Below are 23,886 nucleotides of genomic sequence, written 5' to 3' on the forward strand. Positions count from 1 at the left end.
CGAGGGATCGCCTCGGCACACATGCGAACACGGATCCAAGGGCCAAATCAACCCCGCCCGGGTCAGACGTACTCCTCCCGGACGTCCTCGATCTCTGACCCGGGCGCCCACGCCTGCCAGATGCCCTGGTCGACGCGGTCGAGCCCGAGACCCTCGGCGACCGGGGCCCGCCCGCCCGCGTACTCGACCCGCACCCACGTCTCGTGCTCCCCGACGATGACGAAGCGCTCGCCGCGCCAGCGGCACGTCGTCCGGACGTAGCGGAGCTCCTCGACCTCGGACGCGGGGACGATGCGGCGGAAACGCCCCGGCCGCAGCTCCTCGAACCCGTCCGTCGGGCCGGGCGCGTACAGCCTGATCTCGCCGTCGGCGCCCGGCGCGGCCTCGAAGTCGCGGCCGAGCCACCGCGCGACGTACCCGTCCCGGATCACTGCGCGGCCTCCGTCCGTCCGTCCCATGCCTCGGCGCCGGCGTCCGGCCGCAGCCAGGCGAGCCGGTCGGGGTCGTACATCGCGATGAACCGCTCGGACCGGTCTCTGCCGATGTAGTACATCTCCGCTCCGTACGGCAGCCGGACGCTGGTCACCTTGTACTCGCGGATGGACCCGGCGCTTCCCGGCGCGAAGCCGCTCCCGGTGAACGGCGGCCGCTCGATGACCCAGCCGGCCTCGCCCCACGACGCCATCTCCTCGTCGTCACGTCCGCCGAAGGGGACGCGGTACAGGTCGGGGCAGTAGGCCGGCCACCGGATGACGTACACGCCCTCGTCGTCGGAAGAGAACGAGGAGTCGGAGAACAGCAGCCCCAGCGCCTCGTAGAGCTGGGCGGGCGTCTGCAACTCGGCCACGTCGTTCGTCGAGTGGACGAAGCCGCCGACGCGGTCGTACCCCTGCTCCAGGTACCAGGAGACGTGCCCGTGCGGGACGACCTTCTGCATGATGGCGGGCGAGGCGACGCGGTCCTCGGGGTCGGACGGCACCTGCGGCACCGGTTCCCGCCGCGGCGGGGGCAGCGGAACCTCCGGCCGCGCCTGGACGAGGCCGACCCGCACCGCCCACTCGCTGAGCGACCGCACCTGGTCGCCATGCAGCGACGCCCCGATGTGCGTCCCCGGGTTGAGCACCATGGCCCAGTCCTCCCGGGGCCACGCGCCGATCAGCTCCCGGAAGTCGGCGTACACGAACCGGGACTCCGGCAGCACCTCGCGCAACCGGACCATCGACGTGAACACCTGCACGGACACCGCGTCCCGCATCGCCGCGTCCCAGCGGAACTCCCGCTGCACCGGCATCACTTCGAGCGGCGCGTCGTCGGGGATCGGCACGAGCACGTTCGCGTTCAGCAGCACCCGCAGGAACGCGTCGGAGTCGCCGCCCGAAGCCGCCTCGTAGAGTTCCTGGTCGATCCGGTTCCCCGGCTCGAACTCGGGCTCCGGCTCGCTGACGGCACGCAGCGCCCGGCCCGCCCCCGGCTCTCCCGCGCCGTCTCCGCCTGGGACATCGCGCTCCTCCGCCTGGTCGGGGCGCGCGGCGTCTGGGGGAACCGCCGCGAGGCCGGTCGGCGCCGTTTCACCGGGCACCCTGGGGCCGCCGGCATCCGCGCCGGGCGAGCTCTGCGGTGGTGTCGGCGCGCCGACCTGGTGAGCTTCCGCTTGCCCGGGGGTGCCGGATGTGGCACCGGGAGGTTCGCTGCCCTGGGCGCCGACGCCGGCGGGGCCGGTTTCCGGAAGGCCGCCGGGGGAGGGGGCCGACCCGCCCGCGTGGCCGGGCGCCGCCGCCTCGTGAGGCTTGACGGCCCCAGCGACACGGCGGTCGGCGCTTTCCGGCAGCCCTGGGACGGCACCGCCTGGCCCGGCCCCGTGGCCCGGATCGTCGATCGCGTTCGGTGGGACGCCGGGCGTGCCCGCGAAGGGACGGCCCGCGTCGTCTCGACCACCCGGCGCGGTGTTCGGCGGCTCGCCGCCCTGGGACCCGGCGCCGGGAAGGCCCGGCTCCATGCTGGAACCCCTGGTCACGCCCGCGTCGCCGGGAACACCCGGCGCGGCCCCGAGCGGCGGGATGCCCTGAGGCGCGGGTTCGGGAGCGGCCGCGTCGGGCGGGGCGGCGGGCGAATCCGCGAGACGGCGTCCCGCGTCGTCCGGCATGTCCGGAGCGGGGCTCGGGGCTTCGGGGCCTTGGGGCGTCGCTCCGGAAAGGCCCGGCGCCACACCACCGATGGGCGAACCGGGTGCAGCGGGGCCGGTCGAGGCGGGCGCCTCCGCGTGGTGGCCCGCGTCGTCCGCAGGGCCCGGCTCGGCGTCGAGGGCCCCGGCGTTCTCAGGCGCAGGCCCGGGAAGGCGGGGCTCTGTGACACCACCCGGCGGGGTGGTCGTGCCGACCATGTCAGCGTAGGAGTGGCCCGCTTCCTCCCCGGTCGCGCTGGGCACGTCCGCCTGGTGGCGGCCCGCGTCCGGCAGCGCCGGTCCGCTGGTCGGCGCCTCGGAAGGCTGAGAGGGGTTCGCGGGCAGGCCCGGTTCGACCGCGCCGCCGGGCGCGGCCCCGAGGGGGTCGGAAGCCTGGGGCGCGGGCCCGTGAACGGGGGCCGGCTCCGGCCCGGGGATGTGGCCGGGATCGATGGCCGTGCTGGACGGGTCCGCGAGATGGCGGCCCGGTTCTCCCGGTACGGGGCCCAGGGGCGCGTCGGCCGGGACGTCACCCGCCTCGGGCGCGGCCGGGTGGGGGACGGGCGCCTCGCCGAAGTGCGCGGGGGGCGGGGGCACGGCCTCAGGACGGACGGGCTGCGCGGTGCCGCCAGGCGTTCCCGCATGGTGGCGGCCCGATTCCGCGGGAGCGGGGACGGTGGGCTCGTCCACCGGCGGCGGGCCCGCGTGGCGGCCCGGACCGGCGGCGGCGGGATCGGCCGGGACGGCGGGGGCCACCGGCACCGAGGGGGCGGCCGGAGGCGGCGGCGTCGCGGCGGACGGGGGAGCGGGCGGGCCGCTGAGGGTGCGGACCTGCTCGCCCGGCATGGACGCGTCGATGGGCGTGCCCGGGTTGAGGACCAGCGTCCACGCGGCGTCCGGCCAGGCGGTGACCATCTCCAGGAGGCTCGGCATGATGAAGCGCGACGAGCCGATCGCCTCGTTCATCCACTTCAGCGACGTGAAGATCTGGATCGACGTCCGGCCGTGGACGCGGACGGGCCGCCACGGGAACTCGGGGTCGCCGGGGACGATGCCCCACGGGGTCTCGGCGTCCACGGGCACGAGCACCTGGGCACCGAGGAGGATCTTGAAGAAGGCCTCGGTGTCGCGGCGGCGGGCGGCGTCGAACAGCCGCTGCTCGATGTCGTTCTGGGGCTCGAAGCGGTCCGTCATCCGCTGGGCGGCGCGCTGGTCGGCCCAGGTGGCGAGGCCGGGGAGCTGCTGCGCGAGGACGGTGCCGCCCGCGGGCGAGCCGGAGTTGATGGCGAGCAGCCACTCGTGGTCGGGCCAGTAGCGCAGCGCGACGGTGAACGGCAGCGCGATGTGCTCGGTGCCGGGCCCGGACGCCTCGGCCAGGCGCTCCGGGGAGGTGAAGACCGGGACGACGGTGGAGCCGTCGACCTCGCGGGTCTGCCACGGGAAGCCGGGACGCCCCGGACGCAGCGAGAAGTCCATGTCCTCAGGGACGGGCAGCAGCACGTCGGTGGCCGCCAGCGTCTGCAGGAACAGGTCGTGGTCGTTGTTCGAGGCGGCCCGCAGCAGCTCGCGCTCCACGTCGTTGGCCGGCTGGAACTCCGGGCGCGGCGCCTCGCGGGGCAGGTCGCGGTGCTGGTCGCGCAGCTCCTCCCACGGCGGGGACGCGCGGCCGACCTGCGGGGGGCGACCGTCGCCGTCGGCGACCTGCCGGACGAACCAGGCCGGCAGCCGCGCCTCGATCGGCAGGGCGGCGGGGACGCCGCGCGCGGGCGCGTCGACGGCGAGCCACCAGCGGCTGTCCGGCCAGCTCTCGGCGATGTCGCCGAACCGGACGGTCATGAAGTGCTGGTAGGACGGCCCGAGGCACGCCCGCATCGCCGCCGCCGACGTGTAGACCAGGACGTGGACCCGGCCGTCCTCCTCCTGCGTGGGCCAGGACGGCTGCGCCTCCCCCGCGAGGACGCCGTCCACCAGCTCGGGCGGAACGGGAACGACGAGGTCGGCGTCCCCGAGGAGGCGGAAGTAGCTCTCCTGGTCGCCGGCCCGTACGGTCTCCTGTAGCCGGTGCTCCAGTTCCGACGTGGGTCGCCACGCGTCGGCCACGGTCGCCACCCCCTGTATCTAGCGTGCTCGTCCCCGCGCGACTGCCTACGCTACATGGGCGAACAGGACCAAAGAGCATAATCATCTGACTGCGCGCGAGAGTTCGCAGGTCAGATGCTGTCAGCGTGCAGTCAACGCGGCGAGGGCGGTGAGGAGCCGGTCGATGTGCTCCTCGTCCGTCCCGATGCCGATGCTCGCGCGGACCGCGCTCCGGTCCTCGCCCAGCAGGTGCCGGACGAAGGGGTGGGCGCAGAACTTCCCGTCGCGCACGCCGACGCCGTGCTCGTCGGACAGCGTAAGCGCCACGTCCCGCGCGTTCCAGCCGTCCACGGTGAACGACACGATTCCGACGCGCGGCGCCCGCTCGCCCCACAGCGTCAGCTCCCGGACGTGGGGGAGCGCCGCCAGTCCCGACCGCAGCCGTTCCACCAGCGCCTCTTCGCGGGCGGCCAGTTCGTCCCAGGCCGGGGACAGCGTCTCGCACGCGGCGGCCAGCGCGAGGGCGCCGAGGACGTTCGGGGAGCCCGCCTCGTGCCGCTGCTCCGCGGACGGCGCCCACCGGGTCGTCTCCCCGACCGAGGCGCTCGCGCCGCCGCCCCTGAGGTAGGGCTCGGCGGCGCGCAGCCAGTCGGCGCGCCCGGCGAGCACGCCCGCACCGAACGGCGCGTACAGCTTGTGGCCGGAGAACGCGACGTAGTCCAGTCCCAGCGCGGTCATGTCGAGGGGGCGGTGCGGGACGAGCTGCGCAGCGTCGACCGCGATGCGGGCGCCGTTGCGGTGCGCGACGTGCGCGAGCTCCTCGATCGGCCACAGCTCACCGGTGACGTTGGACGCGGCGGTGACGACGAGCAACCGCGACCCGATCGGGCACCCGCGCAGCGCGCGGTCCGCCGCCGAGAGGGCCTCGGCCGGAGTGGCGGGCGCCGGGAGGCGCACGGCGCGCTTCCACGGCAGGAGCGATGCGTGGTGCTCGCTCTCGAAGACGACGACGCTCGTCCCGGCCGGGACGGCGTGCGCGAGCAGGTTCATCGAGTCGGTGGTGTTGCGCGTGAACACCACGGCCGAGCGCCGCCACGCGCCGAGGAACGACCGCACGGTCTCCCGCGCGTCCTCGTAGGCGGCCGTCGTGACCTGGGACGCGTACCCCGCGCCGCGGTGGACGCTGCTGTAGTACGGCAGCGCGCGGGTGACGGCCTCGTGCACCGCCTCCAGGCAGGGCGCGCTGGCCGCGTAGTCGAAGTTGGCATATGGGACGTGGCGGCCGTCCCGCACCGGAACCGGGACGTCCGCCCCGATGACCCGGGGAAGCGGGCGAACCCGGACCCCCTCGGGGCGCGTCACAGCAGGAGTGATGGGGGAGCGGGCGAGCAGCGTGGGCATGCCGGGACCTTCCGGGGTCAGGGACCCCGGGACGTCCGCCGGGATCCGCGCTTGCCGGAACGCGGTGCCGCGTCCGGCCAGGTCCTCACCCGGGGCACCCCATCGCGGACGAAGGGTTGCCGGCCAGCTAGCCGGGGCTTTGCGCTGGCGCTCATGACCTCATGCGGAAGTATAGGCGGAGCCGAACGGGGATCAAGGGGAGGGTGCGATGCGGTACCGGGTGGTTCGGACGCTGGCCGGCGGCGCGCTGGTGCTCGGCGCCCTCAGCGGGTGCGGGGCGCTGGGCGGCGGCAACTCCGCCCAGGTGTGCACCGACACGAAGAAGGCGTTCCAGCAGTACGTCACCCAGGTGCGCGGCGTCCCGGCGGCGGAGCCCGAGCGGTGGCGGCAGCCGACCGAGCAGCTCGCCGGGCGCCTCGACGGGCTCGCGAAGCAGGCCGACGACGCCGACCTGGGCAAGGCGCTGAAGACTGAGGCGGGCGAACTGCGCGCCGCCGCGCAGGGGGTCGGCGACGGCGACGTCTCCCGGCTCGACAGCGTGATCAGGGAGACGCCGGCCACCATCGGCGAGGCCTGCGACTGAGCGGCCCGGCTACCCGCCGGTGCCGAGCGGCCCGTCGCCCGTCCCGCCTCCGGGATCGCCTCCGGGGTCGCCGCCGGTCCCGCCGTCGCCGTTGCCTCCGTCACCGCCGCCGCCGGGCTGCTGCGGCGGGATGATCGTCGGCAGGTCGGTGGGGGGCGTCGGGATTTCGGGCCGCTGCGTGGACGGCGGCGGCTCGACCGGCCCGCCCGTGTCCGGCGGCTGCGGGCCGGTCGGCGGGGCGTCCTGCGTCGGCCCGCCCCAGCCGCCGCCGGGCGTCATCGACGGCTCCCCGAAGGACTCGGGGTCGTAGCCCTTGATGTTCACCGCCTCCGACATGTACGAGCGCCACATCTGCGCGGGCAACTGCCCGCCGTACGCGCCGTACCCGGGGATGTTCAGCGGCTTGCCGTCGCTGCGGAACATCGAGACCGTCGTCGCCATCTGCGGGATGAAGCCGTTGAACCAGATCGCGCGGCCCGCGTCGGTGGTGCCCGTCTTGCCGGCGACGTCGCGTCCGTCGGGAAGTTGCGCGCCGGTGCCGGTGCCGCCCTGCACGACCTTCTGCATGGCGTAGGTGGCGTCACGGGCGACCTGCTGGCTGAACGCCCGCTCGCCCTTCTCGGTGAAGGTGCGCTTGTGGTTCTCGTTGTCGGTGACCGTCTTCACCACGAACGGCGTCCGGTGCACGCCCTCGGAGGCGAACGTCGAGTACACGCCCGCCTGCTGGACGGGGTGCAGCGACACGATGCCGAGCGGGAAGGTGGCGGCGTCCCGCTGCTCGGGCTTCATCTGCGAGGCGGGGATGCCCATCTTCTCGGCCATCGCGACGATCTTCTTGTTGCCGATGTCCTGGCCGAGGTTGATGTAGGCCGTGTTGATCGAGTGCTCGGTGGCGGTCACGAGGTTGACCGTTCCGAAGTTCTCGTTGCTGTCGTTGCGGATGGGCGTGCCGTGGAAGTACTGCGGGGAGCTGCCGTCGTAGCTGGTGGACAGCGTCTTGCCGTCGTCCAGCGCGGCCGCCAGCGCGATCGGCTTGAACCCCGACCCGGCCTGCGCCCAGTCGCCGAAGGCGCTGCTCAGCGCCTCCTCCAGGTAGCCGCGGCCGCCATAGAAGGCGAGCACCTGCCCGGTCTTCGGGTCGACCGACACCGCGCCGGTGCGGATCTTCTTGCTCATCCCGTTCGGGGCGTTGGCCGCGACGGCCTGCTTCATCGCGTCCATCAGCCGCTTGTCGAACGTCGTGGTGATCTTCAGTCCGCTGCGGTTGATCTCGTCCTCGCTGTAGCCGCGGCGCTCGGTGAGCTCCTTCTTGGCCACGTTCACCATGTAGCCGCGCTGGCCCTTGAGGACGTCGGTGATCTTCTCCTTGGCGGGGGCCGGGAAGGTCAGCGAGGCCGCCTCCGACGAGGTGAGCGCCCCGTCCCGGACCATGTTGCCGACGATCGCGCGCCAGCGCTGCTCGGAGTAGGCGCGGCGGGGGCCGGTCGGGTCGGAGAAGTTGCTCGGCTGCTGGATCGCGGCGGCGAGGTAGGCGCCCTCCGCGGGCGTCAGCTTCGAGACGTCCTTGTTGTAGTAGGCGTGCGCGGCGGCCTGCACCCCGTAGGCGTCGCGGCCGAAGTAGATGGTGTTGAGGTACTGCTCGAGGATCCAGTCCTTGTCCTTCTCCCGGCCCACCTTCAGGGAGACCATGATCTCCTTGAGCTTGCGGGTGACCGAGCGGTCCTTGCCGATGCCGCCGTAGTAGTTGCGGACCATCTGCTGCGTGATCGTCGAGCCGCCCTGCAGCTGCTTGCCGGTGGCGGTGGACCACAGCGCCCGCGCCGTGCCCTGGACCGACACCCCGGGGTCGTTGTAGAAGCTGCGGTTCTCCGCGGCGATCACCGCGGCCCGGGTGCTCTCGGGGATCTTGTCGAGCTTGACCGCGTCCCGGTTCATCCCGGTCTTGGCGATCTGAGTCTTGCCGTCGGAGTAGTAGAACGTCGGGCCCTGCGCGATCGCCTGCTCCTGCGCCGACGGCACCGGCGTGAACAGGTACGCGACGCCGAACGCGACGATGCAGAACCCGATGAAGCCGAGGATCAGGAACAGCGCCCGGCGCAGGAACCGCGACCTGCGGCTGCGCGGCTTGCCGGGCCCCTTGCCCCCGCCGCGACCGCCGCGGCCCGGCCCGGAGCCGGGCGGCGGGCCCCCGGGACGGGAGCCGCGCTGGGTCGAGTCGCGCTTGGAGGCGGCGGGCATGCTCTTGGTATCTCCGGTCGCCGCCCCATCGACACCATCGACCGCGGTGGCATCGCCGGACGCACCGACCTCGTTCGCCGCTCCGACCTCGTCAGAAGCGGCCCCACCGCCCGCCACGACGCCGTCGCCGGACGCGCCGCCGTCATTGGCGGCGCCGCCTTCGCCGGTCGCGGCGGCCTCTCCGGTCGTGGTGGTGTCGCCGGGCGTGGTGGTGTCGCCGGTCGAACCGGCGCCGTCGGTCGCGGTGGCTTCGTCGGCCTGGCTGGCGCCGTTGGACGCGGCGGCGCCGTTGACCGCGGCGGCCTCGCCGGCGGCCGTGGCGTCGTCGGTCGAAGTGACGCCGTTGGACGCGGGGGCCTCGCTGGGCACCGCGGGGTTGTCAGTCGCGGTGGCGTCGCCGGTCGGGCTCGCGCCGTTGGAGGTGGGGGCGCCGGTGGGTGCGGGGAGCTCGCTGGACGTGATGACTTCTTCGGTGTCGGAGGCGGGGGCGGGGGAATCCGCGGCGGTATCGGGGGAGGTCGTGGGGTCGTCCGCGACGACGGTGTTATCCGCGGCGCGCGATTCGGGACGCTCGCCCGCGTCGCCGCTCTCTTCGCGATCCTTATCTTCGTTTCGAGATATGTCGCCCTCGTCGGCGAATTCGGCGTCACCGGCGGTTTCTCCGGCGGCGGATTCGGTGTCCGCGGTCAGCGTGGCGGTCGCGGGACCGTCCGTGCCGGCCGGTGCCCCGGCCTCGGTTTCGTGCCGGTCCGCCTGGCCCGTCCCGGAGCGTTCCTCTCGCTCCGGGATCTTCTCGCTGTCGCTCACAAGCCCCCCGTGATTAATGCGTTACAGACGATACCTGAGGGAATCCGTGCGCCGACCGCCCAATGCGCATCCGCGTCTCCCAAAGGAGGACGGGCAATCCGCCTCTCCGGTTGTCGTGACGGATGTCGCAGTGGGCGGTCTTTCGAGAAAAGCCGAGCGGCGGGGACCCGACCGGGTGCCCCGCCGCTCCCGCGCACGGCCGCGCCTCGGTCAGCTCACTTGTAGACCTTCGCGAGGATGTCCACCACGAAGACCAGGGTGTCGTCGCCCTTGATCTTGGGCGGGCTGCCCTTCTTGCCGTAGCCCTCGTCCGGCGGCAGGACGAGCAGCACGCGGCTGCCGACCTTCGCGCCGGTGAGCCCCTTGTCGAATCCCGGGATGGTCTGCCCCAGGCCGATCGGGAACGTCGCGGGCTGCTTGCTGTCCCAGCTGGAGTCGAACTTGTCGCCGGACTTCCAGATCTTGCCGGTGTAGTTGACGACCGCCTCGTCGCCCTTGGCCAGCGCGGGCCCGTTGCCGGCGACGAGCGTCTTGGCCTGGAGCTTCTTGGGCGCGTCCTTGTCCGGGACCGTCACCTTGGGCTCCTTGCCGGCGCCCTTGTCCTCGACCTTGGGAAGCGACTTGTCGTCCAGCTTCTGCGCGGCGCCCTGCGGCTGCTGGCTCTTCGGGACGACCGCCTGGACGTCCATGATGAACAGGATCGCGTCCTTGTCGGTGATCTGCTGCGGGCTCAGCTGGGTGAGCTCCTTGGACGGCGGCAGCTGCATGACGAGCCGGCTGCCGGCCGACTTGCCGACGAGGCTCTTGTCGATGTCCTTGAGACCGCTCTTGCCGATGACGAGGTGCATCGGGCCGCCGCCGCCCTGCTGCTGCTGGCCCTCCTCGTAGGACGAGCGGACCTTCTCGCTGGAGCTCTTCACCCGCGAGTTCTCCTCGTCCTTGTCCTTCGACCACTTGTAGGTCGCGAACTGGACGTAGACGGTGTCGCCCTCGGCGGCCACGGGGCCGCCGCCCTTGATCGGCGTGCTGACCTTGAGCGTCCTGGTCGGCTCCAGCTTCTTCGGGATCTCGACCTTGGGCTCGGCGGCGAACTTGCCGGTCACCTCGACCTTCGGGCCGGGGCGGCTGACCCACCAGTACACCCCGCCGGAGACCGCGAGCGCGACGACCACGATCCCCGCGATCATCATCAGCCGGCGCTTCTTGGCCTCCTTGGCGGTCAGCGCCGACGGCCGGTTCAGCCCGCTGCCGCGGCCGGCGCTGATGCCGTGCGGGGTGAACTCGGGGCTGCGGATGCTCTGGGCGTTCGGGATCTTCGCCTTCGCCTTGACCGCCGGCTTGCCCCGGGGCTTGTCATCCTCGGACATGTTTCCTCACTTGCTCCGGGTTCGACGACACCACAACCGTGACCACCCTTCCAGGGCCGGGCTAAGCACAGCGTGAAAACCGGGTAAAGGAGGCCGACCCGCAATCTACCGGTCACGTACGAGGAGCGGTGTCATCTGGCAGGGGACAGGGGAAGGCGTCAGGATATCCCCGCCGGACGTGTGGCACACGCCTCCACGCCGCCGGGAACGGCGGGCCGGGACGTTCAGAGCCATCCGCGGCGCTGGGCGATGATCGCGGCTTGGAAGCGGCTCGTGGTGCCGAGGAGGGCGAGCAGTTCGCTGACCCGGCGGGCGTAGGTGCGCGCCGACAGGCCGAGGCGGGCGGTGGCGGCGTGGTCGGGGAGGCCGTCCCGCATGCAGGCCAGGATCGGGGCCAGGTGGGCCGGCGGCCGGTCCGGTTCGCGGTCGGTGACGAGGTCGTCGCCGGACGTCCAGGAGTTGTGGTGCGTCCGGGTCAGTGCCCTGACCACCGCGGGGTCGCGGATGACGAGCATGCCGTTGTAGAACACGTCCAGATCGAGCGGGATGACGGCCGTCGTGCGGTCGAACACGGCCAGGCGGAAGGGGATCTGCTCGATGAGCCGTGCCTGGCCGCCGTTGCGCCACTGGATGGTGTCCAGGTCGGCGTCATGGGCCAGGCCCTGCGGAGACGTGATCTGGCGGAGGGTGGGAACCTGGGCGGCGGCCTGGCGGACGCAGGCAGCCGCGTGCCGGAGCATGCGCTCGGGCACGCCCTGGCTGACGCAGCTGGAGGGGTCGTCGAAGGTGAGCAGTTCCTGGCGGGTGGCGCCGGCCAGGCGTGCGACCACGGCGCCGACCTTGGGCGGATCCACGCGCTGGGTCGGGGGCCGCAGGCCTCGGGCCGCATAAAAGCCGGCTTCTTCCAGGGCCTGGCTCATGGCTTCGCGCTCGGCGGCGCGTCGCGGAAGCCGCGGCGTTCCGTCGCCTGACCGTGTCACCTGGCGGCCCCCACTCCGGCATCGCGTCGAGGCGTCCCGTCGGCATTGACGGTTCAACCGCTGGCATCTCTACGCCATGAGATTGTCCACTCACTCTAGGTAGCCGGAATCTGGAGGGCAAGGGCGATGCCGCGCCCGTCCCCACGACGGGCCAGGCCGTCCGCGTCCGCACTCCAGGTGAGGGTCGACCATGATGAAGATCGTCAGCGCTGTGGCCGTCGTGATCGCCGCGATTCCGCCGACGCCCGCCACGGCCTCCCCCGCGCACGCCACACCGGCCGCCGGGCGGGCCGCCGTCCCGGCACGCGCCGCCACCGCCACCGCGGCGGGCGCGGTCCTGACGGCACCCGCCGCCACGGCCTCGGCCAGTCCGTGGTGGGCGCTGCGCACGGTGCAGCAGGAGGACGCGGTCGGCACGCTGTGGTACCACCCGGGCAGCAGATCGTGGCACGCCGACATCCGCGATGCCCCTGTGGGTTCCGAGGTCTCGGGCCAGGAGGAGCACGGCTCCCGAGGAGCGCGCGCGACCGTTCCCATGGGGGCCTCGTCGGTCAACACCGCGGACTGGTTCGGGGGCGGCTCGTTCCGGGTCTGCGTCCAGCTGCCTGCCCGCCCCCAGGCCTGCTCGACCTACGCCAACCCCGAAGCCCGGAAGGGGAGCGCGAGCCCGGCGAACGCTGCCCCGCGGAGGGCGGCGGCCTCCCACGTCCACCAGTACCCCGACTTCCGGGTTCCCGGCGTGGTCATCTGGGACAACCCCCTGAACACCGCCCACCGTGTCGGGCTCGGCTATCCCGGCCAGAAGTTCGAGGCGATCCGCGGCAGCGGCCCCTGGGACTACTACGCCTGCGACAACGGGGTGACCAGCAACTTCTGGATCTACGGGCGGAACGTGGCCACCGGCGTCGTCGGCTGGGTTCCCGACTGCAACCTGACACCGTCGTAGGTCCGCCGGATGGCAGGCTTGGGGGATGCGCCTCGCGACATGGAACGTCAATTCCGTCAAGGCACGCCTTCCCCGCCTTCTCGCCTGGCTGGACGAGACGAAGCCGGACGTGGTCTGCCTCCAGGAGACCAAATGCCGCGCGGACCTCTTTCCGGCCGCGGAGGTCGAGGAGCTCGGGTACGCCACCGCCGCGCACGGTGACGGGCGGTGGAACGGTGTCGCCGTCCTCTCGCGGGTCGGCATCGAGGACGTCTCGAACGGCTTTCCGGGCGAGCCCGCCTACGCGGGTGAGGCGGGGACCGAAGGCGAGGACGAGCAGATGGAGTTGAACGAGCCCGTCCTGCTGGCGCCCGAGGCCCGGGCGATCGGCGCCACCTGCGGCGGCGTCCGGGTCTGGTCGCTGTACGCGCCGAACGGCCGCACCCCGGAATCGGCCCACTACACCTACAAGCTCGCGTGGTTCGCGGCCCTCCGCGACGCCCTCGCTGAGGAGCTCGCCGCGGGGGCGCCGCTGGTCGCCTGCGGCGACTACAACGTCGCCCCCACCGACGAGGACGTCTGGGACCCGGCCGTCTTCGCCGGCTCCACGCACGTCACGCCCCCCGAACGGCAGGCGCTCGCCGACCTGCGGGCCCTCGGCCTCCGCGACGTCGTCCCGACGATCGAGAAGGGGCCCCACCCCTACACGTACTGGGATTACCGGGCCGGCGCGTTCCACAAGAACATGGGCATGCGCATCGACCTGTTCTACGCGAACGAGGACGTCGCCGGACGGGTCGCCTCCGCCTACGTCGACCGGGAGGCCCGCAAGGGCAAGGGCCCGTCCGACCACGCCCCGGTCGTCGTCGATCTCGATTGATCCGTCTCGTGCCTTGCGGATGGCGCTGAAAGCCGTACGATCCGGGACGAGGTCCTGCCGGTCGCCGGCAGGACACGATTGCGAGATCGAAGGGAAACGAACCATGAGCAGGTTCAGCAGCGCCCCGCACACCGGCGGGTTCAGCAGCGCCCCGCACACCAGCGGGTTCAGCAGCGCACCGCACACCAGCGGCAGCGGGAAGACCGAGTCGTCCGCGAAGGACGAGCCCACCTCGGGCTCCACGTCCGGCGCCGCCCCGGTCACCCCGGACCCGCTGGTCGAGGCGTTCAAGACGGCCGGAGAGGTCAAGTCCGACAACTGACGGGCTGACGTCTCGCGGCAGATGATCCACCGCTCCGGCGGGTGGGCGCGGCTTCGTGCCGCGTCCGCTCGCCGGAGCATTTTTCTCTGCGCCCGGGTGGGGCGCTAGTCGCCGCGGCGGGCGAGGAGGCGGCGCTTGCCGCCGTCGTCGTACTGGTCGAGGACGGTGAAGCCGTCCGGCAGCAGCGAGGCGGGCTCACCGGGCTTGAGGCACCACGCGGCGGGGAGCCGCGGCCGGTCGCGGCGGGCGGCCTCGGTGAACGCCTCCCAGGCCAGCAGGCCGCCGGACAGCACGGCCCCGGCCGCGCGCTCGAACACGGCGCGGTCCCAGAACCCGGTGCACAAAACGAGCGCGTACCTGTCCGGGCCCGGCCGCCAGCCGCCCAGGTCGGCTTGGACGAGCGTGACCAGCGGGCCGAGCCCGCGGCGGCGGGCCTCCGCGCCGAGCCGCGCGAGGGCGATCTCGGAGATGTCCACGGCGGTCACGCGGCGCCCGGTCCAGGCGGCCAGCAGGGCGCTGCCGGACGGCCCCGACGCCAGGTCGAGCACTCCGCCGTCCGGCATCCCGAGCGACAGCGCCCGCTCCGCGAGCGGATGGGCCCGCGAGGGACCGGACGACTCCGCGTACTTCTCGTTCCACCGGAGCCTGTCCGGATGCCCCGCTAATTCCGCCGGCACGTCCTCCATGGGGACGACTCTAACGGCGCTCCGCGATCAGGAGCATGAACATGGCCGTCGGGAAGCCCTTGCGCCACCACGGGTCCTCGCGCATCTGCTCTTCCGTCGGGTGCGGTTCGCGCAGGTCGGCGATGACGAATCCGGCGTCTCGGAGCGTTCCAGCGTAGTACTCCAGCGGCCGGAGCCAGCTTGTGATCATCGAAGGGGATTCCAGGCCGTCCACCATGAACCGCTGGTCGATCCCGCGCGAGGTGAAGTACCGCGACGCCGGGACGCTGCTCGCCGCGCCCTGCTCGGCGTTCTCCACGTAGAAGCAGGGGTGCAGCGTCAGCAGGACCAGCCGGCCGCCGCTGCGCAGGACGCGCGAGAACTCGCCGATGGCGCGGGTCGGGTCCTGCAGGTGGCTGAAAAGGTGGTTGCACAGGACGAGGTCGAACCGGTCGTCCTCCAGCGGCAGGTCCTCGACGCTGGCGCGGGTGAAGGTGGCCTTGCCCTCCTGCTCCGGGTGCGACGAGGCCGCGTCGATCAGGCCCTGCGCCGCGTCGACGCCCGTGACCTCGGCGCCCATGGAGGCGAGCCTGCGCGACAGGTAGCCCTCGCCGCATCCGGCGTCCAGGACGCTCTGGCCGGCGCAGTCGCCGACGGCGTCCAGGACGGCGGCGTCGGTCAGTTCGGTCCGGTACCGGTCGCGGCGCTCCCTGATGACCTTGACCCAGTACTGCGCGTTCGCCTCCCATCGCGCGCGCGTCAGTTTCGCGATGGCTTGCGCCGTGTCCTCCACCGGCTCCCCATTCTCCAAGGCCTGGTTCAGGCGAGGCCCTTGAGCCGCCGCACCAGCGTGTTGCAGGTCTGTCTGATCCTTCTGTCCCGGCAGTCGACCCCGCGCAGTTCCAGCGCACGGATCAACTCGGGGAGCTTCCCGCCGAACGCCGGGTCGCGTTTGAGCGCGAGCGGGATGTACGTCGACACCAGGTAGTAGAGGTAGGCGTCGTTGTAGACCGCGATCTCGCGGAGCACCTCGGTGGCCGTGTTGCGCAGCGACAGGGAGCTCGGGAGGGTGAAGTCGCTGCTGATGCGGCCGTCTCTCGTGTAGGTGGGGAACGACCATTCCTCGAGCGCCGCGTAGACGGGCGTCGCGTCGAGTTCCTGGCGGTAGCGCTCGGCCAGGTCGAAGTCGTTCGAGCTGATCAGCGAGCCCATCACCACGCCGCGCATCATGAAGGCGGTCTGCCGCCCGGGCACCTCGAAGCCGAGGTCGGCCTCCAGCGACCCGGTGACCTTGCTGACCTGGTGCGTGAGGATGTTGAGCGCGAGGATCGAATGGAACGAGTAGGTCTTGCGGTTCAGCCGCGGGGCCAGGTCGATGGACGAGTCGAAGAGCCTGCGAGGGTCTTCCAGGAGGCCACGGCCGGCCTCGGTGGAGTAGAGCGCCTCCAGCGCGGTGTCCTGCTCGCGCCCCCAGAAGCGGGCGATGAACGAGGACGTCTTCTGCGTCGCCTGGCCGCGCATGATGTGCAGCCCGGCCTCCAGCGCGTTCAGCAGGTGCTGCTGCGCGACGGCCGAGTTCTGCAGGGCGTCCAGATCGACGGTGAGCCCTTCGCCGTGCAGGTCGGCGACGAGCCCGTCGCGCCTTTTCCGGACGGCGTGCGCCATCGAGTACTCGGCGATTCCAGGAACGGACGACATGAGGCTCTGCAGCGACCGCCCGCTGACCCGGTCGAGCCATTCCGCGTTGTCCCACAACCGGAAGATCGTGCTCTCGTCGAGTCCGGAGAAGGCCGCCACGTCGGACATGTTGAGTCCCATGTCCCTGGTGATGTCGGAGAGAGACTTCGGCTCGCCGTCCGCTGTCATCACTCGCCCTAGATGTGGCAGTTGCTGGCGCTTCGATCGTAGCGAAGCGCCGCGCGGAAGGGACGGGCGATCAGCAGAAGTCTCGGCGAGCAGCGCGGGGGACATGCCGTCCTCACTCCGCCACGCGCCCGACGCAGCCGATGAGCGGCAGCGGGCCTCGGTCGGCCGGGGCGGCGGGCGCCGCCAGCCGGGCGGGGTAGGGGGCGAGCATCCGGAGGCTCGCGCAGATGCGGGCGATCTCGTCCTCGCTCCGCGGCCGGAACGGGGTGTCGACGCCCTCGCACGGCCCGGAGATCGGGTCCAGCTCCGGCGACCGCACGGCGTGGCTGATCACCACGTGGCTGCCGGGGGCGAGGCCCGCGGCGAGCGCGGCGACGATCCCGGCCGGGTCGTCCTCGTCGGCGAGGAAGTCCAGGACGCCGAGCAGGAACACCGCGACGGGCTCGGAGAAGTCGATCAGGCGGCGCAGGCCGGGGTCGGCGAGCAGCGCGGCCGGGTCGCGGACGTCCCCGGCGAAGGCGCCCGTGCCGGCGTCCACGGCGAGCAGCGCGCGCGCGTGCGTGAGCACCATCGGGTCGTTGTCGACGTAGGCGACGCGGCACGCCGGGTCGGCCCGCCGGACGAGGTCGCCGAGGTTCTCGGCGGCGGGCAGCCCGCAGCCGGCGTCGACGAACTGCCGCAGCCCGGCGTCCCCGGCGAGCAGCGCGGCGGCGTGGTCCAGGAAGCCCCTGTTCGCCTGGACGAGCCGCGGCACCGCCGGGCAGTCGCGCAGCGCACGCTCGGCGGACTCGCGGTCCGCGGCGTAGTTGTCCTTGCCGCCGAGGAGGTAGTTGCACATGCGGGCGACGCTGGCCTGCGCCGTGCCGAGCCCGCCCCCGGGTGGGGACGGTTCGGCTCGGCGGGCCGGGCTCAGCGCCGCCCCGGAGGTCACGGCAGCCGCCATCCGTCCCGGACGCCGACGCCGAACCAGAAGGTCGAGGCCCCGCCCTTGCCGCGGCAGGTGCCGTAGTCGGTGGCGAGGGCCTTGATCAGGGCGAGCCCGCGGCCGCCCGTCGGCAGCGCCTCGTCCACCGCCCGCGGCGGCCCCTGGGCGGCGCCGCCGTCGGTGATCTCGACGCGCACGTACCGGTCGACGTGCAGGACGGTCAGCGTGATCGTGCCGTCCCGGCGGGGCCGCGCGTGCAGCACCGAGTTGGTCATGGCCTCGCTGGTCAGCAGCTCCAGGTCGCCGAGCTCGGACCGGTCGGCGCCGAAGTGCTGCCCGACGAGCTCGCGGACGTAGGAGCGGCCGAGCCGTACGGCGGGCGGCGTGGCGGCGAGGTCGATCTCGCCGATGAGGCGCCCCGAGGACTTGCCGTTGTGGTTCCAGGCGGACGGGATCCCGACTTCCAGCGAGGGAGCGGGTGCGGGCACCAGCACGGGCGCCCCGGACCATGTGTCTGATGCGTTCATGGCGGTGTCGGCTTCACGTCTCCGTGTCGGGCTGTAAGCGAACATGTGCTTCTCGGCCAAGTCGATGTCGGACGTGGAAGTGAAACAACACACACTCTTACGCAGGCCCCGGGGACCAGTCACCAACGCTTGCGCGCATGCAAGGGCCTTGCCGCACCCTGCGGGACGTCACGCCCCGTCCAAGATCCGCCACATGGCGGCGCCTTACCGGTCGCGCCGGGCTTGCGCAACCGGACGGGCGTCAATCACCGGGCCTGCGGCCCAGGACGGAGATCAGCGGCGCGAGCGTGAGGTCGAGGCGCCCCGCGGCGATGGCGGCCAGCAGGTGGCGGATCTCCTCGGCGGTGGCGTGCCCGCCCTCGATGAGCCGTTCGCGCACCTGGAGGATGGACGCGGTCTCCAGGACGCCGCAGGCGGGGGACGCGAAGGGGAAGTAGGCGTCGGCGCGCACGTCCTCCAGGCCGGCGTCGCGCAGGAGCCGGGGGAGCCGGCGGCCGTAGGCGAGGTCGGCGCCGCGCTCGGCGAGCAGCGCGCGGAAGCCGCGCCGGACGGCGTTGGCGAGGCGCTCGTCCGGGCCGTGCTCGTCGGGGCAGGCCAGCGGCTGGAGCCCGGGGTCGGCGTCCTCGACGAGCAGGACGCCGCCGGGCCGCAGGGCCTCGATCATCGTCCGGAGGGCCCGGTCGCGGTCGGGGAGGTGGACCAGCACGAGCCGGGCGTGGACGAGGTCGAACGGCCCCTCAGGCGGCGCGTCGCGCACCAGGTCGTGGCGCCGGATCTCGACCGGGGTTCCGGCGAGCTCCGGCGCGTCCGCCAGCCAGGACACGTCGATGTCGGTCGCCAGCACGCGGCCGGCGCTCCCGACGCGGCCCGCGATCCAGGACGGCACCGTCGGCCCGCCGGCGCCGACCTCCCAGACCCGCCAGCCGGGGCGCAGGCCCGCGTCGTCCATGTGGCGGAACGTCCACGGGTCGAACAGCTCGGAGATCGCCTTGAAGCGGACGCCCGCCTCGGCCTGCCGGTTGTCCAGAAGGTAGTCCACCCGTCCGATGATGCCCCCCGCCCGGCGGCGCGGGCGTCCTTTCAGGGGATCAGTTCCGGCAGGAGCGCGTCGCGGAGCTTCGCGAGGGCCGCGCTCTCCGAGGCGGCGGCCTCCACCCGGCGGGCCAGCGCGGCGGCGAATCCGCCGAACGCGCGGGCGGCGCCGTCGCCGGGCCAGGGGACCGTGAAGGCGGCGATGTCCTGCCACCTGGCGCGCGGCATCCGCGTGCCGTCGCTGACGGCGCAGGCGTGCGCGACGACGTCGTCGCTGGCCAGGGCGGCGAGCAGCCACCCCCGGCGGTCGGCGTCCTTCGCGCGGACGACGAGGATGTCCGACGAGGCGACGCCGTCGACGAAGGCGAGCCCCACCTTGTGGAAGGCGGGGCGGAGCTTGCCGAACAGGACGTCGCCGGCCGCGAACCGCCGCTTCGCGCTGGTGACGCCGGACGCGTCGGTCCAGGTCGAGAGCCACATGTGCCGCTTCGGCATGTGCTCCAGCGCGATGTAGTTCTCGTCCCGTCCGATCCGCTGCGGCGGGACGCCCCGGCGCACGAGGTCCCCGAGCTCGCCGATCGCGATGACGGCCCCGGCCACGGCCGCCGCCTCGTCGTAGCGGGCGCGGACCAGCGCGTCCCCGGCTGCGGCGATCCGGCCGTTCACCTCGATCTTGTCGTCGAGCGCCCCGAGGACGGACGCCGCCGCGTCCTGCTCCGCCCTGCCCAGCCGCGGAACGGGGAGGCCGTTCAGGATCGCGTGGGTGAGGAGCGGCTGCCCCGAGCCGATGCGGTACCTGTTCAGGTCGAGCCGCTTGAGCAGGTAGTGGACGTAGCGGGGGTTCACTCCGTCCCTGGCCGTGGCGATGATGGCGTTGTCGGTGACCCAGCACCGGTCGGGGCTGTAATGGACGGTGCCGCAGTAGCTCCCGACGCGGCCGACGACGGTGGAGCGGGGCCCGGCGTTGAACTCGCCGGACGTCCCGATGACGCCGTTCGCGCCGTACGTCCGGTAGCGGGCGCCCGCGGCGGGACGCGCTCGGCCGTTCGAGAACGTGACGAGCTCGCCCAGCTCAGCCACCGAACCGCTCCAGCTCGTCCCGGACGACCCGGTCCAGCCGCGCCGACTCCTCCAGGTGCGTGAGGAGCTCCTTGGTGAGCCGCTCCACCCGGTCGGCGGCGGGCTCGCCGCCGCGGTCCGCCTCGGCGGCGCCGACGTAGCGGCCCGGCGTGAGGACGTGGCCGTGCGACCTGACCTCGTCCAGGCCGGCCGCGCGGCAGAAGCCGGGGACGTCGCGATGGCCGTGGTCGCGCCAGGCCCGGTACGCGCCGGCGATCCGGGCGATGTCGTCGGCGGTGAGGATCCGCTCGGTGCGGTCGACCATCGTCCCCATGGCGCGGGCGTCGACGAACAGCACCTCGCCCGGGACGCTCTCGCTCCTGTCCAGGAACCAGAGGCAGGCGGGGATCGGGGTGGTGCGGAAGAGCCGGTCCGGCAGCGCGACGACGCACGAGACGAGGCCGGCCTCCACCAGCGCGGCGCGGATCTCGCCCTCGCCCGACTGCCGGGACGACATCGACCCGTTCGCCATCACCACGCCCGCGCGGCCCCGCGGCCCGAGCTTGGCCACGATGTGCTGGATCCAGGCGAAGTTGGCGTTCCCCGCGGGCGGCACGCCGTAGCGCCAGCGCGCGTCGCCGGGATCCCGGTACCAGTCCGACATGTTGAACGGCGGGTTGGCGAGCACGTGGTCGGCGGCGAGACCGGGGTGGGCGTCCTCGTAGAAGGTGTCGGAGCGGCGGACGTCGCCCGCGATCCCGTGCACGGCCAGGTTCATCCTGGCCAGCCGCCACGTCCGCTCGTTCGCCTCCTGCCCGTACACCGCTATGTCGTCCGGCCGCCCCCGATGGCTCAGGACGAACCGCTCCGCCTGCACGAACATGCCGCCGGAGCCGCAGCACGGGTCGTACACCCGTCCCCGGAACGGCTCCAGGACCTCCACCAGCAGCCTGACCACGCCGGCCGGCGTGTAGAACTCGCCGCCGCGCCTGCCCTCGGCCCGCGCGAACTTCTCCAGGAAGTACTCGTAGACCTCGCCGAGCACGTCCCGCGCGGGCCGCTCGCCGGGTCGCGCCCCGAACCGCGCCCGGCCGATCAGCTCGACCAGCTCGCCGAGGCGCCGCTGGTCGATCTCGGTGAAGATCTGCGGGAGGACGCCGTCCAGCGCGGGGTCGGCGCGCATGACGGCGCCCATCGCCGCGTCGATCCGCGCACCGATGTCGCCGGCGGCGGGGGAGAGGTCCGCCCACCGCGCCCCGTCCGGCACCCGGAAGCCCCCGTCATCGGACGAGTCGGACACGTACTTGAGGAACACGAGCCCGAGAACGAAGTCCCTGTACTGCGCCGCGTCGACGGATCCGCGCAGCTTGCCGGCGGCTTTCCAGAGGACGTCGGCGTTCCAGAGGGCATCGCCTTTCCAGACGGCATCGCCTTTCCGGAGGACATCGTCCATCCGCGTGACTCTAGCGCCCGGCCCGCCACGCCGCCGGGACGCCGTCGGTGGACGGGAGGCGGGCGCGGTGCGAGGCTGCGGAACGTGATGGTCGTGGGCGTCCTGGCGCTGGCGGCGCTGGCCGGGTGGCTGTACCTGGCGTTCGCGCACGGGGGCTTCTGGAGGACAGGGCCGGGCCTGCCCGGCGCGCCGGAGCCGGACGAGTGGCCCGAGGTCGTGGCCGTCGTCCCCGCGCGCGACGAGGCCGCCGTCCTCCCCGAGACGCTCCCGACGCTGCTCGCCCAGCGGTATCCGGGCGCATTCCGCGTGATCCTGGTCGACGACGGGAGCGGCGACGGCACCGCCGAGACCGCCGCCGCCCTGGCGGGCGGCGACCCGGCCCTGACGATCGTGCCCGCGAGGGAGCGCCCGCAGGGATGGGCGGGCAAGGTCTGGGCGATGTCGGAGGGCGTCCAGGCGGCGGGCGAGCCGGACTTCCTCCTCTTCACCGACGCCGACATCGCCTACGCCCCCGGCACCGTGGAGCGGCTGGTGCGCGCCGCCGTCGCCGGGCGCCGCGACCTGCTGTCGCAGATGGCGACGCTCAGCACCCGCACGGGCTGGGAACGGGCGATCGTCCCCGCCTTCGTGTACTTCTTCGCCCAGCTCTACCCGTTCCGCCGCGTCGGCCGGGACGGGGCGCGCACGGCCGCCGCCGCGGGCGGCTGCGTGCTCGTCCGCGGCGCCGCCCTCGCCGGCGCGGGCGGTCTCGCCCGGATCCGCGGCGCGCTGATCGACGACGTGGCGCTGGGGCGGCTGCTCAAGCGCGCGGGCGGGCGCTGCCGGCTCGATCTCAGCCGCGACGTCGTCAGCCGCCGCCCCTACCCGGGCCTCGCCGACCTCTGGGCGATGATCGTCCGCAGCGCCTACCACCAGCTGCGCTACTCGCCCGCCCTGCTGGCCGGGACCGTCGCGGGCCTGCTGCTCCTCTACGCGGTCCCGCCCGCCGCGACGGTCGCGGGCCTGGCCGCGGGTTCGCCCGGCGGCGTGCCCGCCCTCGCGGCGGGCGCGCTCGCCTGGGCGCTGATGGCGGCCACCTATGCGCCGATGCTGCGCTTCTACGGCCTGTCGCCCGTGCGCGCCCCGGCCCTGCCGCTCGTGGCCCTGCTGTACGCGGCGATGACCGTCGACTCCGCCCGCAGGCACCGCGCCGGCCGGGGCGGCGCCTGGAAGGGGCGGACTTTGTCGGGACGGCACAAATCCGGTGCCGCCGATGCGTCCCGGGCGACATTGGAGTAAGTGTCCAATTACGTTACTGTCGGGCTGCCGTCACGCCGACGGCAGGCGCGGAGACGCCGCCGCCACGTTGAAGGGTTACCCGCCATGTCCATCACCGTTCGCCGGGTCGTGCGCGCCGCGGTCGCGTCGTGCCTCGGCCTCGCCATGACGGCGGCCGCTCTGCAGGGCACCGCCGCCGCGGCGCCGCAGGACCCCAAGCCCCCGGCCGAGGATCCGTTCTACCAGCCGCCCTCCCCGCTCCCGGCGGGCGCGCCCGGTGACGTCATCCGGTCGCGTCCCGCGGTGTTCACCGTGGACCCGGTCGGCCACTCGCCGTACGCGGGCGTCAAGTCCTGGCAGGTGCTCTACCGGTCGGAGACGGTGCAGGGGCGGCCGACCGCCGTGTCGGGCATGGTCCTCGTCCCCACCAAGGAGTGGACGGGCCAGAGCGAGCGGCCGCTCGTCTCCTACGCCGTCGGGACCCGCGGACTCGGCGACGCCTGTGCCCCGTCCTACACCCTCACCCAGGGCATGGACTACGAGGAGCTGTTCATCGCGGACGCGCTCAGCCGCGGCTGGGCCGTCGCCGTCACCGACATGGAAGGCCTCGGCACCCCGGGGCAGCACACCTACGAGGTGGGCGGCTCCCAGGGCCGGGCCCTGCTGAACGTCGCCCGCGCCGCGCAGCGCCTCCCGGACGCCGGGCTCGGCGGATCGCCGGTCGGCCTCTGGGGCTACTCGCAGGGCGGCACCACCGCGGGCTGGGCGGCGGAGCTGGCGGCGACCTACGCCCCCGACCTGGCGATCAAGGGCGTGTTCGCGGGCGGCGTCCCGGCGGACCTCCAGGCCGTCGCCAAGGGCCTGGACGGCTCCCCGTTCGTCGCGCTGATGTTCATGGCCGCCGTCGGCTACGACGCCGCCTACCCCGAGCTCGACCTGGCCGGCTACCTCAACGACGACGGCCGCGAGCTGCTCGCCAAGGCCCAGGACATGTGCCTGGTCAGCTTCGACGGGCCCCTCACCGTCGTGCAGACCGCCTTCAGGCACATCAGCGACTACACGACCAGCGACCCGCTGGCCACGCCCGAGTGGCAGCGGCGCCTGGACGCCAACAAGCTCGGTTCCACCGCCCCGAGCGCCCCGGTGCTCCAGACGCAGGCCGTCTACGACGAGATCATCCCCGCCGGGCAGGCCGACACCCTCCACAAGGCGTGGTGCGCGAAGGGCGCCAACGTCACCTGGAAGACCTACACCTTCGCCGAGCACGCCACCGGCATGCTCTGGAGCGAGCCCGACGCGATGACGTTCCTCGGCGACCGCTTCGCGGGCAAGCCCGTCACCGGCAACTGCGCCGCCTGA

Annotated in this window: 20 protein-coding genes and 1 riboswitch; of the genes, 6 read left to right on the forward strand and 14 right to left on the reverse strand. The window is 73.2% G+C overall.

Going from position 1 to position 23,886, the window contains the following annotated elements; genetic code table 11:
* Positions 1–62 precede the first annotated feature (62 nt).
* The 3 genes from BJY14_RS30310 to BJY14_RS30320 form a co-directional block, all read right to left on the reverse strand.
* On the reverse strand, positions 63–431 hold the full coding sequence (locus BJY14_RS30310) for a UCP033725 family protein (protein WP_179846733.1): 369 nt from the start codon (positions 429–431) through the stop codon (positions 63–65).
* Entirely contained in the window at positions 428–4,270 is a 3,843-nt protein-coding gene (locus BJY14_RS30315; protein WP_179846734.1) for an SseB family protein, read from the reverse strand. Before BJY14_RS30315 ends, BJY14_RS30310 begins: the two co-directional genes overlap by 4 nt.
* A 111-nt stretch (positions 4,271–4,381) precedes the next feature.
* Positions 4,382–5,641, reverse strand: a complete 1,260-nt coding sequence (locus BJY14_RS30320; RefSeq protein WP_179846735.1) for an aminotransferase class V-fold PLP-dependent enzyme — start codon at positions 5,639–5,641, stop codon at positions 4,382–4,384.
* A 42-nt stretch (positions 5,642–5,683) separates the two neighbouring features.
* A riboswitch (SAM riboswitch) is annotated at positions 5,684–5,800 on the reverse strand.
* A 49-nt stretch (positions 5,801–5,849) separates the two neighbouring features.
* On the opposite strand from BJY14_RS30320, the gene BJY14_RS30325 reads away from it, so the two are divergent.
* Positions 5,850–6,224, forward strand: coding sequence for a DUF8711 family protein (locus BJY14_RS30325; protein ID WP_179846736.1), 375 nt, complete (start codon positions 5,850–5,852; stop codon positions 6,222–6,224).
* Positions 6,225–6,233: 9 nt separating this feature from the next.
* Here the strand turns inward: BJY14_RS30325 and BJY14_RS47435 are convergent, their stop codons facing one another.
* The 3 genes from BJY14_RS47435 to BJY14_RS30340 all read right to left on the reverse strand — a co-directional run bounded on the left by BJY14_RS47435 (position 6,234) and on the right by BJY14_RS30340 (position 11,466).
* Positions 6,234–9,269, reverse strand: coding sequence for a transglycosylase domain-containing protein (locus BJY14_RS47435; RefSeq protein WP_179846737.1), 3,036 nt, complete (start codon positions 9,267–9,269; stop codon positions 6,234–6,236).
* Positions 9,270–9,484: 215 nt separating this feature from the next.
* A complete protein-coding gene (locus tag BJY14_RS30335; protein ID WP_179846738.1) occupies positions 9,485–10,636 on the reverse strand; it encodes an FKBP-type peptidyl-prolyl cis-trans isomerase in 1,152 nt (383 codons plus the stop codon).
* 224 nt (positions 10,637–10,860) lie between these two features.
* A complete protein-coding gene (locus tag BJY14_RS30340) occupies positions 10,861–11,466 on the reverse strand; it encodes a helix-turn-helix domain-containing protein (protein WP_218905648.1) in 606 nt (201 codons plus the stop codon).
* 340 nt (positions 11,467–11,806) lie between these two features.
* Here BJY14_RS30340 and BJY14_RS30345 point away from each other — a divergent pair, with 340 nt between their 5' ends.
* The 3 genes from BJY14_RS30345 (at position 11,807) to BJY14_RS30355 (ending at position 13,743) form a co-directional block, all read left to right on the forward strand.
* Positions 11,807–12,562, forward strand: coding sequence for a hypothetical protein (locus tag BJY14_RS30345; protein WP_179846740.1), 756 nt, complete (start codon positions 11,807–11,809; stop codon positions 12,560–12,562).
* Positions 12,563–12,587: 25 nt separating this feature from the next.
* Complete coding sequence (locus BJY14_RS30350) at positions 12,588–13,421, forward strand: exodeoxyribonuclease III (RefSeq protein WP_179846741.1); 834 nt, start codon at positions 12,588–12,590, stop codon at positions 13,419–13,421.
* Between the two features lie 103 nt (positions 13,422–13,524).
* A complete protein-coding gene (locus BJY14_RS30355) occupies positions 13,525–13,743 on the forward strand; it encodes a hypothetical protein (protein ID WP_179846742.1) in 219 nt (72 codons plus the stop codon).
* Positions 13,744–13,847: 104 nt separating this feature from the next.
* Here the strand turns inward: BJY14_RS30355 and BJY14_RS30360 are convergent, their stop codons facing one another.
* The 8 genes from BJY14_RS30360 to BJY14_RS30395 all read right to left on the reverse strand — a co-directional run bounded on the left by BJY14_RS30360 (position 13,848) and on the right by BJY14_RS30395 (position 21,270).
* Positions 13,848–14,429, reverse strand: a complete 582-nt coding sequence (locus tag BJY14_RS30360) for a methyltransferase domain-containing protein (RefSeq protein WP_179846743.1) — start codon at positions 14,427–14,429, stop codon at positions 13,848–13,850.
* Positions 14,430–14,439: 10 nt separating this feature from the next.
* Positions 14,440–15,201 (reverse strand): class I SAM-dependent methyltransferase, encoded by a 762-nt coding sequence (locus BJY14_RS30365; protein ID WP_179846744.1) that lies wholly within the window; start codon positions 15,199–15,201, stop codon positions 14,440–14,442.
* A gap of 26 nt (positions 15,202–15,227) precedes the next feature.
* Positions 15,228–16,226, reverse strand: coding sequence for a hypothetical protein (locus BJY14_RS30370; RefSeq protein ID WP_179846745.1), 999 nt, complete (start codon positions 16,224–16,226; stop codon positions 15,228–15,230).
* A 160-nt stretch (positions 16,227–16,386) separates the two neighbouring features.
* Positions 16,387–17,217 carry an SAM-dependent methyltransferase gene (locus tag BJY14_RS30375; RefSeq protein ID WP_218905649.1) on the reverse strand — a complete coding sequence of 277 codons (831 nt, stop codon included), beginning with the start codon at positions 17,215–17,217 and terminating at the stop codon, positions 16,387–16,389.
* Positions 17,202–17,726 carry an ATP-binding protein gene (locus BJY14_RS30380; protein ID WP_179846747.1) on the reverse strand — a complete coding sequence of 175 codons (525 nt, stop codon included), beginning with the start codon at positions 17,724–17,726 and terminating at the stop codon, positions 17,202–17,204. Before BJY14_RS30380 ends, BJY14_RS30375 begins: the two co-directional genes overlap by 16 nt.
* Positions 17,727–17,967: 241 nt before the next feature.
* Entirely contained in the window at positions 17,968–18,765 is a 798-nt protein-coding gene (locus tag BJY14_RS30385; RefSeq protein ID WP_218905650.1) for a methyltransferase domain-containing protein, read from the reverse strand.
* Between the two features lie 41 nt (positions 18,766–18,806).
* A complete protein-coding gene (locus BJY14_RS30390; protein ID WP_179846748.1) occupies positions 18,807–19,838 on the reverse strand; it encodes a restriction endonuclease subunit S in 1,032 nt (343 codons plus the stop codon).
* Positions 19,831–21,270, reverse strand: a complete 1,440-nt coding sequence (locus BJY14_RS30395) for a type I restriction-modification system subunit M (protein ID WP_179846749.1) — start codon at positions 21,268–21,270, stop codon at positions 19,831–19,833. The genes BJY14_RS30390 and BJY14_RS30395 overlap by 8 nt, the downstream gene beginning before the upstream one ends.
* Before the next feature lie 87 nt (positions 21,271–21,357).
* Between BJY14_RS30395 and BJY14_RS30400 the strand changes: the two genes are divergently transcribed.
* On the forward strand, positions 21,358–22,548 hold the full coding sequence (locus BJY14_RS30400; RefSeq protein ID WP_179849727.1) for a glycosyltransferase: 1,191 nt from the start codon (positions 21,358–21,360) through the stop codon (positions 22,546–22,548).
* 84 nt (positions 22,549–22,632) lie between these two features.
* On the forward strand, positions 22,633–23,886 hold the full coding sequence (locus BJY14_RS30405) for a lipase family protein (RefSeq protein ID WP_179846750.1): 1,254 nt from the start codon (positions 22,633–22,635) through the stop codon (positions 23,884–23,886).

The sequence above is a fragment of the Actinomadura luteofluorescens genome (assembly GCF_013409365.1).
Lineage (GTDB): Bacteria > Actinomycetota > Actinomycetes > Streptosporangiales > Streptosporangiaceae > Spirillospora > Spirillospora luteofluorescens.

Bases quoted from the DNA above. Each gene is read 5' to 3' on its own strand.
- BJY14_RS30320 (WP_179846735.1), bottom strand. From the start codon at position 5,641: ATGCCCACGCTGCTCGCCCGCTCCCCCATCACTCCTGCTGTGACGCGC.
- BJY14_RS30325 (WP_179846736.1), top strand. From the start codon at position 5,850: ATGCGGTACCGGGTGGTTCGGACGCTGGCCGGCGGCGCGCTGGTGCTC.
- BJY14_RS30335 (WP_179846738.1), bottom strand. From the start codon at position 10,636: ATGTCCGAGGATGACAAGCCCCGGGGCAAGCCGGCGGTCAAGGCGAAG.
- BJY14_RS30345 (WP_179846740.1), top strand. From the start codon at position 11,807: ATGATGAAGATCGTCAGCGCTGTGGCCGTCGTGATCGCCGCGATTCCG.
- BJY14_RS30350 (WP_179846741.1), top strand. From the start codon at position 12,588: ATGCGCCTCGCGACATGGAACGTCAATTCCGTCAAGGCACGCCTTCCC.
- BJY14_RS30355 (WP_179846742.1), top strand. From the start codon at position 13,525: ATGAGCAGGTTCAGCAGCGCCCCGCACACCGGCGGGTTCAGCAGCGCC.
- BJY14_RS30360 (WP_179846743.1), bottom strand. From the start codon at position 14,429: ATGGAGGACGTGCCGGCGGAATTAGCGGGGCATCCGGACAGGCTCCGG.
- BJY14_RS30370 (WP_179846745.1), bottom strand. From the start codon at position 16,226: ATGGGACTCAACATGTCCGACGTGGCGGCCTTCTCCGGACTCGACGAG.
- BJY14_RS30375 (WP_218905649.1), bottom strand. From the start codon at position 17,217: ATGGCGGCTGCCGTGACCTCCGGGGCGGCGCTGAGCCCGGCCCGCCGA.
- BJY14_RS30380 (WP_179846747.1), bottom strand. From the start codon at position 17,726: ATGAACGCATCAGACACATGGTCCGGGGCGCCCGTGCTGGTGCCCGCA.
- BJY14_RS30395 (WP_179846749.1), bottom strand. From the start codon at position 21,270: ATGGACGATGTCCTCCGGAAAGGCGATGCCGTCTGGAAAGGCGATGCC.
- BJY14_RS30400 (WP_179849727.1), top strand. From the start codon at position 21,358: ATGGTCGTGGGCGTCCTGGCGCTGGCGGCGCTGGCCGGGTGGCTGTAC.
- BJY14_RS30405 (WP_179846750.1), top strand. From the start codon at position 22,633: ATGTCCATCACCGTTCGCCGGGTCGTGCGCGCCGCGGTCGCGTCGTGC.